At 68.1% G+C, this 10,466-nt stretch carries 8 protein-coding genes; all 8 read left to right on the forward strand.

Features of this window, described 5'->3' with window-relative positions; genetic code table 11:
* Positions 1-1,888, forward strand: a 1,888-nt coding sequence (locus ACO48X_RS09120; RefSeq protein WP_485001774.1) for a peptidoglycan D,D-transpeptidase FtsI family protein, incomplete at its 5' end; no start/stop codon positions are given.
* A complete protein-coding gene (locus ACO48X_RS09125) occupies positions 1,881-3,455 on the forward strand; it encodes a UDP-N-acetylmuramoyl-L-alanyl-D-glutamate--2,6-diaminopimelate ligase (protein ID WP_485001775.1) in 1,575 nt (524 codons plus the stop codon). The genes ACO48X_RS09120 and ACO48X_RS09125, both read left to right, overlap by 8 nt.
* A complete protein-coding gene (locus ACO48X_RS09130) occupies positions 3,452-4,870 on the forward strand; it encodes a UDP-N-acetylmuramoyl-tripeptide--D-alanyl-D-alanine ligase (protein WP_485001776.1) in 1,419 nt (472 codons plus the stop codon). Before ACO48X_RS09125 ends, ACO48X_RS09130 begins: the two co-directional genes overlap by 4 nt.
* On the forward strand, positions 4,870-5,955 hold the full coding sequence (mraY, locus tag ACO48X_RS09135; protein ID WP_485001777.1) for a phospho-N-acetylmuramoyl-pentapeptide-transferase: 1,086 nt from the start codon (positions 4,870-4,872) through the stop codon (positions 5,953-5,955). Before ACO48X_RS09130 ends, mraY begins: the two co-directional genes overlap by 1 nt.
* Positions 5,937-7,421 (forward strand): UDP-N-acetylmuramoyl-L-alanine--D-glutamate ligase, encoded by a 1,485-nt coding sequence (gene murD, locus ACO48X_RS09140; protein WP_485001778.1) that lies wholly within the window; start codon positions 5,937-5,939, stop codon positions 7,419-7,421. The genes mraY and murD overlap by 19 nt, the downstream gene beginning before the upstream one ends.
* The gene (locus ACO48X_RS09145; RefSeq protein WP_485001779.1) at positions 7,408-8,808 is read left to right on the forward strand and encodes an FtsW/RodA/SpoVE family cell cycle protein; all 1,401 of its coding nucleotides are present in this window, start codon (positions 7,408-7,410) and stop codon (positions 8,806-8,808) included. Before murD ends, ACO48X_RS09145 begins: the two co-directional genes overlap by 14 nt.
* Entirely contained in the window at positions 8,805-9,926 is a 1,122-nt protein-coding gene (gene murG, locus ACO48X_RS09150) for an undecaprenyldiphospho-muramoylpentapeptide beta-N-acetylglucosaminyltransferase (protein ID WP_485001781.1), read from the forward strand. The genes ACO48X_RS09145 and murG overlap by 4 nt, the downstream gene beginning before the upstream one ends.
* Positions 9,923-10,466 (forward strand): Mur ligase domain-containing protein (locus tag ACO48X_RS09155; RefSeq protein ID WP_485001782.1); only part of this gene is annotated, 544 nt, incomplete at its 3' end. The genes murG and ACO48X_RS09155, both read left to right, overlap by 4 nt.

A 10,466-nucleotide genomic window follows, 5' to 3' on the forward strand; every position in this document is an offset into this window, starting at 1 on the left:
CGACAATGAGACGGAGGGGCGTGGCGCGGATCGTCCGCGCCGCGCTGCCTTTTCTCGGTACATTCGTCGACTGAGGGAGTACCACTCGTCGTTGCCTTTGGCGGCCAGACGCTTGCACTCGCTCGCCGTCGCCTTCGTTGTGTGCGCACTGGTTTTGGGCATTCGGCTCGCCGACCTCCAAGGCGTCAGATCCGCCTCCCTCGCGGAGGCCGCGTCGGGCTTCAGAACGAGGACGTACACGCTGCACGCCAAGCGAGGGGACATCGTCGATTCGAAGGGGTCGGTGCTGGCGACGTCTATCGAGCGGTACAACATCGGCGTCAACCAGAAGGCCATCGCCCAGTACAAGCGCTACGACAAGGACGGCAATCTCATCGGATCCGGCGCCGCGGCGGCGGCCGAACAGCTCGCGCCGCTGCTCAAGATGGATCGGGCCGAGCTGGGCGGCCTCCTCCTGGGCGGCGAGGAGAAGAAGTCCTTCGCATACGTCAAGAAGGACGTTTCCCCGGATCTTTGGCGCAAGGTCAACGCGTTGCGCATCACGGGGATCGAGCCCGAGCAGTACATGAAACGCGAATACCCCAACGGCGCGGTCGCCGGAAACGTGCTCGGCTACACGGGCCAGGTCCAGAACGAGCCCGGCCAGATCAAGGGCCAAGCCGGAATCGAGAAGTCGCAGGAGGGCGCGCTCGCAGGAAAAAACGGCTCCCTCACGGTCGAAGTCGCCGGGGGAGGCGCGGTTTTGCCCAACGGCAAGCGCAAGGAGGCGGCCGCGAAGAACGGTTCGACCGTCAAGCTGACGATCGACCGCGACCTGCAGAACCAACTCATGAAGGCCGTCGACGATTCGGTCAAGGCCAACAACGCCGAGTGGGGCGCGGCCGTCGTCGTCGAGATCGGAACCGGAAGGATCCTCGCCCTCGTGGATTCCGGCTCCCCCAATCCGGCGAGCCTCGGTTCGACGGCGTCCTCGAATTGGGGGTCGCGGGCGGTGCAGGCGCCCGTCGAGCCCGGATCGACAGGCAAGCTCATCACGTTCTCCGGCTCGATCGACCAGAAGAAAGTCACGCCCGAGAGCGTTTTCACCGTTCCGTACTCGATCACGATGCCCAACGGCGAGAAGGTCCACGACAACGATTCGCACGGCACCGAAAAGATGACGGTGGCCGGGATCCTCGCGAAGTCCTACAACACGGGCCTCATTCAGATCGGCGACAAAGTGAGCGACGCCAAGCGCTATGACTACATGAAGAAGTTCGGCATCGGCTCAAAGACGGGCATCGAGCTGCCCGCGGAGTCCCGCGGGAAGCTCACGCAGCCGAGCGCCTGGGGCCCCAGAGGGCGCTACACGACGATGTTCGGTCAGGGATGGTCGGCCACCACCGTTCAACTCGGCCAGATGGTGGCGACGATCGGCAACGGGGGAGTGAAGGTTCCGCTGCACATCGTCGAGTCCGTCGTCGACGCCGACGGAAACGAGAAGCCCGTCGCGCCCGAGAAGAAACAGCGCGTGATCTCGGCAGACTCGGCGGCGACGATGCTGAAGATGATGCAGGCCGTCACCGACAAGGATTCGACCGGCTATCTCGCCAGGGTCGAGGGATACAACGTCGCGGGAAAGACGGGGACCGCGCAGGTGCCCGACGCCAACGGCAAGCTCACCAAGCGAGTCGGCACATTCGTGGGGGTCCTTCCGGCGGACAAGCCCCAGATAGCCGTGGCGGTCACCGTCTTCAACGGCAAGGGGGCCGGGTACGGCGGCGAGGTGGCCGCTCCGGTATTCTCTAATGTCGCACACTTTGCGGTACGGCAGCTGGGGATCGCGCCTTCCACCGAGCCCCTGTTCAAGTACCCGTGGTACGAGCGTCAGATAGGCAAGAATGACTGACTATACGAGACAGACCGGGCTTCTCACGCGGCTCGACGCGCTCGCGGCGGCCGTCGGGGCGACGGTCGACGTCGGCGACGGAGGGTCCGAGGCCCGCAGCGCAGCGGTTGAATCCGTCACGTCCGACAGCAGGCAGGCGAGGCCGGGCGACCTGTTCGCGGCCACTCCGGGAGAGAAAGTCCACGGCGCGGCCTTCGCCGCCTCCGCGGTCAAAGCCGGCGCGAGCGCCGTGCTCACCGACGCCGAGGGGCGCGACATCCTTCGCGCCGCCGGCGGGCGCTCCGTCCCCGTCCTCGTCGTCGACGATCCGCGCGCCGCCGTTGGAAAGGCGGCCGCCTTGATCCTCGGCGAACCCGCCGCAGGCCTGGATTCATACGCCGTTACGGGAACCAACGGCAAGACGACGACGGCCTACATGGTCGAATCGATACTCTGCGCCCTCGGGCGCAAACCCGGGCTCATCGGCACGGTCGAGATCCGCCTGGCGGGAATGAGCGTGCCTGCGCGCTTGACGACGCCCATGCCCGACGAGCTCCAAAGCTACCTCGCCTTCCACCGCAGCGGGGGAGGGACCGACGTCGTCATGGAGACTTCCAGCCACGCCCTCGTCCAGGGCCGCAGCGACCCGGTGACTTTCACGGTGGCCGGGTTCACGAATCTCACCCAAGACCACCTCGATTTCCACGGCACGATGGAGGCGTACTACCAGGCCAAGGCGAGTCTCTTCACCCCCGAGAGGGCTCGCAACGCCGTCGTCTCAGTCGACGGCGAATACGGCCGCCGCCTCCTCGCGGAATGCGCGCCGAGGCTCGAAGGGGAGGTCGCCGCCCTCGCCGTCGGCTCCGATCTGCCGGATCTGCCCGACGGCGTCGTGGGATGGAAGGCCGTTCACCGGGGCGGGTCGAGCTTCGTCCTCGAATCGACCGACGGGCGCAGGCTGGCAACGAGCACCTCCCTTCCGGGGGATTTCAATGTCGCCAACGCCGCGCTCGCGGCCGTCATGGCCATGACGGCCGGGTACGCCCCCGACGAGCTCGCGCGCGCCCTGCCCGAAGGGATCAACCCCGCGGTGCCGGGCCGCATGGAGGTGCTCAACGCCCGCCCGCGCGTCATCGTCGACTTCGCCCACAACACGGAGGCGCTCGTCAACGCCATGAAGGCTCTGCGCCCCTCGACCGAGGGCAGGCTCGTCGTGCTCACGGGGTCGGCCGGGGACCGCGACAAGGGCAAGCGCCCGGCCATGGGGGCCGCCGTCGCCCGCTACGGCGACCTCGTCTACATCACGGACGACGACCCTCACGACGAGGATCCCGCCGTCATCAGAGCGGCCGTCATCGAGGGAACGCGCGGCTTCGACACCCCGGTCGTGGAAATCGCGGACCGGTCCCAAGCTATAGACGCCGCAATCGCGCAAGCCTCCGAGCGGGATACCATTCTCCTTGCGGGGCGCGGCCACGAAACCATTCAGGAGGTGGCGGGCGTTCCGATCGAACTCGACGACCGAGTCGAGGCGCGGCGCGCCCTACGCAAGCGCGCCCGCGTCCACGACGGTGAGGAGAAAGCATGATACCGGTGACGCTCGCGCAAGTCGTTGCCGATTGCAATGCGACGACGGCGGGCGAGACTCCCCCCGACGTCGCACGAGAACAGATTTCGTCGCTGACGGCTGACACGCGGACCGTCAGCGGCGGCGAGGTCTTCGCGGCCATCAAAGGCGCGCGGGTCGACGGCGCCGAGCTCGCCGGAGCCGCGCTGTCGGCGGGCGCGCGGGCCGTCGTCACATCCGACCCTTCCACCGCGGTCGCCTCGGGCGCCGACCCGGCTCGCGTCATCGTCGTCGACGACGTCGAAAAGGCGATCGGCGCTTTGGCGCGCGCGAACCTTCGGAGGGCGAGGGCCGAAGGGAACCCCGACCTCAAGGTCGTGGCCGTGACGGGATCGGTCGGCAAGACCACCGTCAAGGATCTGTTGGCCTCTCTGGTGGAAAGCAGGGGGCCGGTCATCGCCCCTCCCGGGTCCTTCAACAACGAGTTGGGGCTTCCGATCACGGTTCTGCGGACGGACGCCGGCACAGCCACACTGGTGCTCGAAATGGGCGCTGACCGCATCGGCAACATCGACTACCTCACGTCGATCGCGCCCCCGGACGCCTCGGCCGTCCTCATCGTCGCCCGCGCGCACCTGGGCGAATTCGGCGGCATCGACAACGTCGGGCGCGCCAAGTCCGAGCTTGTGACCGGCACCCGCGAAGGCGGCGCCGTCGTTCTCAACGCCGACGATCCTCGGGTTGCGGCCATGGCCGGGCTCGCGCACGGACCGGTTCTCACCTTCTCGGCGCGCGGCGAGGGCGACGTCGCAGCCCGAAACATCGACGTCGGCGCGGACGGACGCGCATCCTTCACGCTCGTCACGCCGGAGGGCGAGGCGGACGTCAAGCTCAGACTCGTCGGCGAACACCACGTGGCGAACGCCCTCGCCGCGGCGGCGCTCGCCCATTCGCTGGGGATTGCAACGGCGCAGATCGCCTCGACCCTCAGCGCCGTCGGCGCCGCAAGCCCCCATCGCATGGACGTCTTCGAGGCGGGTGCCGCGACGGTCATCGACGACTCGTACAATGCCAACCCAGACTCCATGCGCGCAGGATTGGCGGCCCTGGAACGGCTCGGACGCGGACGGCGCAAGGTCGCCGTGCTCGGGGAAATGCTCGAGCTCGGCGAGGCCTCTGCGCCCGAGCACGAGGCGATCGGCAAAGCCGCCGCCCAGGCCGGCGTCGCCTCCCTCGTCGCCGTCGGCGACGAGGCCCGGCCCCTCGCATCGGCCGCCGAAGCCGAAGGGGTGGACGCAACGTGGGTCGCCGGGCCCGAAGGCGCGCTGAGGGAGCTAAACGCCGCCTTGGCCGCCGGTGACGTAGTGTTGGTGAAAGGATCGAACGGTTCGGGGGTCTGGAAGGTCGCCGACTCCCTGAGGGAGGAGAAGAAGTAGTGCTGTCGATACTCATCGCGGGCGGCATCTCGCTTTTCGTCACCCTCGTGGGCACGCCGTTCTTCATCAAGATACTCGTGGCCCGGCAATACGGGCAGTTCATCCGCCAAGACGGGCCGACGAGCCACCAAATCAAACGCGGAACGCCCACCATGGGCGGCGTCATGATCATCGTCGGCACCCTCCTCGGATACTTCGTCGCGAATCTCGCGACCGGCCGCTCGCCCAACGCCTCAGGCCTGCTCCTCCTGTACCTCACGGTCGGCCTTGGCTTCATCGGCTTCCTCGACGACTTCGCCAAGATCAGGAAGAAGCAGTCTCTGGGGCTGACCCCGTGGGCGAAAATAATCGGCCAGGCCTTCGTGGGGATCAGCTTCGCCGTCATGGCCCTGCGCTTCCGCAACTCTGAGAACAGAACCCCCGCGACCCTGCGAATTTCCATTCTGCGCGACACGAACATCGACCTGGCCTTCCTCGGCGCCGGAGTCGGAATCGTGCTCTTCGTCGTCTGGGCCAACTTCCTCATCACGGCGTGGTCCAACGCGGTCAACCTCACGGACGGCCTCGACGGGCTCGCCGCGGGGGCGTCGATGATCGCATTCGGCGCATACGCGACGATCACCATGTGGCAGTCGAACCAGGTCTGCCACGGGGTCCTCGGCCAGGCGCCCGGCTGCTACGACGTTCGCGACCCCAGAGACCTCGCCATCGTCTGCGCCGCCATCGTGGGCTCCTGTTTCGGCTTCCTGTGGTGGAACACCTCTCCCGCGAAGATCTTCATGGGAGACACCGGGTCCCTCGCCCTCGGAGGCGCCTTCGCCGGCATCTCCATCCTCACCCGCACCGAAATCCTCGCCGTCCTCATCGGCGGCCTTTACCTCATCGAAGTGGGCTCGGCGACGCTCCAGATGGGCTTCTACAAGATCACGAGAAAACGGATATTCCGCATGGCCCCGCTTCACCACCACTTCGAGCTCAAAGGCTGGAAGGAAGTGACCGTGGTCGTGCGCTTCTGGATCATCGAGGCGCTCCTCATGCTCATGGCGGTCGGCCTGTTCTACGCCGAATGGCTGGCGCACCAGTGAGCGTCGAAATCCCCGGGGCGGCCGAGCTCGCCGGCGCGAGGGTGGCCGTGGTCGGCCTCGGCAAGTCCGGCACGGCCTGCGTCCAGGCGCTCGCGGAGGCGACCGAGGCCGTCGTCTCCGCGTGGGACGCAAACGAGCGCGCCCTGGAAAGCGTCGGCGACGTCGACGAGCGCTGCGCCGCAGCCGACCCCGCCGCCCTTGCGGAGAAAGCCCTCGCGTGGAAGCCCGACGTCGTCATTCCGGCCCCCGCTGTGCCCGAGGTCGGTCCTCTCTTCGAGCGAGCGGCGCGCGCCGGGGTCCCGGTGTGGAGCGAGATCGAACTGGCCTGGCGGCTGAGGGCATTCGACGGCGGCCGCGCGGCACCGTGGCTGTGCGTGACGGGGACCAACGGCAAGACCACCGCCGTGTCCATGGCCGAAGCCATCCTTGACGCCGGGGGCCTGAAGGGCAAGGCCGTCGGAAACGTCGGCAATCCGGCCGTCGCGGAAGTCTCCCGCACCGACGGCGGCGCGGCGGGCGCCTTCGCCGTCGAGCTTTCCTCCTTCCAGCTGCGCACTACCCGCACCATGTCGCCGCTGGCCTCGATATGCCTGAACATCGCCGACGACCACCTTGAATGGCACGGCTCGCGCGAAGCGTACTGGCGGGCCAAGGCCCGTGTGTACGAGCGCGTCCAGGCGGCGTGCGTCTACCCCGTGGGCGACTCCTCCGTCCAGCGCATGGTCGACCAAGCCGACGTCGTCGAGGGGGCCAGGGCGATCGGGCTCACCCTCGCCGTTCCCTCGGTCGGCCAGATCGGCTTGGTCGAGGACGCCGTCGTCGACCGGGCTTTCGGGCCCGGCCGTTTCCGGGAGGCGATCGAGCTCTTCTCCCTCGGCGACCTGGCGCAGCTCGCGCCGGCGGGCGCCGACCTGCCCGCGCACATCGTCTGCGACGCCATGGCGGCGGCTGCCCTGGGACGGGCGGCCGGCGTGGCGCCCGAGGACGTGCGCTCCGCGCTGCGGGCGTTCCGCCCGGGGGCCCACCGCATTGAGCTCGCAGCGACGGTCGACGGCGTCCGCTACGTCGATGACTCCAAAGCGACCAACGCCCACGCCGCCAGGGCGAGCCTCGGGGCGCAGGCGGACGGGACGACGGTGTGGATCGTCGGGGGCTTGGCCAAGGGCGGGCGTTTCGAAGACCTCGTCGCGGACGTCTCGGGAAAGCTCCGCGCCGTCGTGGTCATCGGAGTGGACCAGGAGCCGTGGAAAAGCGCTTTGGCGGGCATCGACGTTCCGGTGACGTACATCGATCCGGCGTCGCCCGAGCCGATGGACGACGCCGTCGCGGCCGCCCGCTCCCACGCCCGCCGGGGCGACGTCGTTTTGCTTGCGCCGGCGTGCGCGTCGATGGACCAGTTCGCCTCCTACGCCGAGCGAGGGGAGCGATTCGCCGAGGCCGCAAGGAGGAACGATGGCCCGCACTGACAGCGCCCGCACTGACAGCGAACGCACCGACAGCGAACGCCGGCGCCCGAAGGCCGGCGGCGCCCTCGTCAGGCTCAAGGGCGCCCACGGTGTCGGAATCGCCAAGGCGAAGGCGGAGGCCCGCAGGCCTGAGCCCGCCTACCCCGCCGAGACCGTCCGCGACCAGATGCATCGGGCGATCTCCCTCATCCTCGTCTCCGCGTGCGCGCTGTTGGTTATCGGCATCGTCATGGTCTATTCGGCCACCGCCCCTGCGGCCATCAGAAACGCGCGGATCAACGGGGAGGCTTTGGCCTTCACAACGGCCAACGGCCAACTTATGTACGCGGCGATCGGCCTGGCCGTCGGAGCCGTCGCCGTCTTCCTGCCGGCAGGCGTCTTTTTGCGCGCTGCCAACTGGATCTTCGCCGCCGGCATCGCCCTGCAGTGCGCCGTCGTCACCCCGCTCGGCAAGGACGTGGCGGGCAACCTCAATTGGCTGAAGATCGGCCCCTTCACCATCCAGCCGTCCGAATTCCTGAAGTTCGCCACGATTGTTTGGATAGCCGCGCAGTTGGGCAGGAGCCGGACGAACGACTGGGGCATTCACTCCTTCTTCATGCCCTCCTGGGGCATTTTGCCGGAGCGTTGGAGGGGAGCCCACAGGCTTCCCGTCGCCGCGGGCGCCGCGCTCGCCTTGGCGGCCGTGCTCCTCGGCTTCGACATGGGCACGGCCATGGTCTTCGCCCTCATTTGCGCGGGCATATTCTGGTTGGCCGGGATGCCGAGCCATTACTATGTCGCCGGCGGGGCGTTGGCCGTATTCGGCGCTGCCGTGCTGGTGGCCATGAGCCCCTCGCGCCTGACGCGCATCAAAGAGTATCTGGCCAATCTCGCGAGCCTGCCCGATTCGACGGACCCGACCCAGTCGGATTTCGCCCTGTGGGCCTTTGGGTCCGGCGGGCTGTCGGGGCGCGGACTGGGCACCGGGATCGAGAAATGGCCGGGAAACCTCGCCGAGGCGCAGAACGACTTCATTTTCGCCGTCATCGGCGAAGAGCTGGGGCTCTTCGGCTGCCTCGTCGTCGTCGCCATGTTTTTCGTGCTCGGTTTCGGACTTATGAAAATCGCCACTTACCACCCGTCGCGATTCGCGAGGCTCGCATGCGGCGGCATAGCCGTGTGGATGTGCGGGCAGGCGATGGCGAATATGCTCGTAGTAACGGGCGTCTTCCCTGTTTTCGGAGTGCCGCTTCCCCTCATTTCACAGGGGGGCTCCGCCGTCATCGCGTGCCTTCTGGCCGTCGGATTCGCCGTTTCGTGCGCGCTTTCGGCCCCGGGAGTCAGGGAATCCTTCCGCGTGCGCGGACGCCTGGCCCATCGCGTACGCGCCGTAGTGAAAGGATGAGTATGAAAGTCGTTTTGGCGGGCGGCGGAACCGCCGGCCACGTCAATCCCCTGCTGGCGACGGCGAAGGCCCTGACGGAACGGGGCATCGACGTCTGCGCGATCGGCACCGAGGAAGGCTTGGAGGCCGAGCTCGTTCCCGCCGCCGGCATCGAGTTCGTCGAAATTCCCCGCGTTCCGCTCCCTCGCAGAATCGGGAAGCGCCTTTTTGAGTTCCCGAGAAAGTACAAGAGCGCCGTCGCCAAGGCCGGCCAGGTCCTCGACGAGGCCGGCGCGGCCGTGGCTGTCGGCTTCGGCGGTTTCGCATCGACCCCGCTTTACGCCGCGGCGCGCAAGCGCTCCCTTCCCTTCGTCGTGCACGAGCAGAACGTCAAGCCCGGCCTCGCAAACAGGTACGGTGCGCGGAAGGCCGCCGTCGTCGCCCTGACCTTCCGATCGACCCGCCTGTCGGCCTCGTCCGGCACGACGCGGGTGGTCGGCCTGCCGCTGCGCCAGAAGATCGCGGACTTGGCGGCGCTGCGCGACGACGCCGAGGCTCGCGGATCGGCCCATGTCGCGGCGGCCGAGGAGCTGGGGGTCGACCCCGCCCTGCCGACCCTTCTGGTCACCGGAGGATCCCTCGGCGCCAAGCATTTGAACGACGTACTCGTTCAGGCGGCTCCGGCCTTCGACGAGGCGGGAATTCAGGTCCTCCACCTGACCGGGCGAGGGAAAGACGGCCCCGTCCGCAAGGCGAGCGCGAAGGCTGCGAACTACCGGGTGATCGACTACCTGACGGAGATGGAGCTGGCCTATGCGGTGGCCGACCTCGTTCTGTGCCGCTCCGGCGCCGGGACGGTCGCTGAGCTTGCGGCCCTCGGCATTCCGGGCTATTTCGTGCCTCTGCCGATAGGCAACGGCGAGCAGGAAAAGAATGCGGCCGAAGCCGTCCGAGCCGGGGGAGCGCGCCTCGTCCGCGACCGCGATTTCAGCTTGAAGAACGTGACGGACGAGATCATTCCGCTCGTGCTCGACGGCGACAGGCTCGCGGCCATGTCGAGCGCCCTGAGCGAGCTCATGCCTGTAGACGCCGACAGGCGTTTGGCCCGACTCATCGAAGAAACGGGGGAGATGCGATGAAGGATGCCAGGACGGGGGAGGCCTCGCCCGACGCGCTGCAAGAGAAGTACCATCTGGTAGGAATCGGAGGCGCGGGCATGAGCGTCGTGGCGGAGCTCCTGGCAGCCTCCGGCGCCGCGGTCTCGGGGTCGGACTCGAAAGAGTCCCAGACGACGCGGCGTTTGGCAGCCGAGGGAATTTCCGTGTCGATAGGGCACGACGCCCGGCATGTGCCCGCCGACGCCGTTCTGGTCGTCTCCTCGGCCATCCGCGAGGGCAACCCGGAGCTCGCCGCAGCGCGCGAGCGTTCGCAGAAGATCCTCCACCGGTCGCAGGCCCTCGCCCTGGCCGCCCGCGGCCGCGACTTCGTGGCCGTGGCCGGGGCCCACGGAAAGACGACGACGTCGGCGATGATCGCGACGGCGCTGCGCGAGGTCGGCCTCGACCCCTCGTGGGCCATCGGCGGGAGCGTCGTCGGCGCGGGCGGCGGAAGCCATCTCGGGGGAGGCAGGGCGTTCGTCGCCGAGGCCGACGAGTCCGACGCCTCCTTCCTCAACTACG

The sequence above is a fragment of the Peptidiphaga sp. genome (genome assembly GCF_057238965.1).

Excerpts from the sequence above, each read along its gene's own strand:
- ACO48X_RS09125 (WP_485001775.1), top strand. The coding sequence starts at position 1,881 with ATGACTGACTATACGAGACAGACCGGGCTTCTCACGCGGCTCGACGCG.
- ACO48X_RS09130 (WP_485001776.1), top strand. The coding sequence starts at position 3,452 with ATGATACCGGTGACGCTCGCGCAAGTCGTTGCCGATTGCAATGCGACG.
- murD (WP_485001778.1), top strand. The coding sequence starts at position 5,937 with ATGGCTGGCGCACCAGTGAGCGTCGAAATCCCCGGGGCGGCCGAGCTC.
- ACO48X_RS09145 (WP_485001779.1), top strand. The coding sequence starts at position 7,408 with ATGGCCCGCACTGACAGCGCCCGCACTGACAGCGAACGCACCGACAGC.
- murG (WP_485001781.1), top strand. The coding sequence starts at position 8,805 with ATGAGTATGAAAGTCGTTTTGGCGGGCGGCGGAACCGCCGGCCACGTC.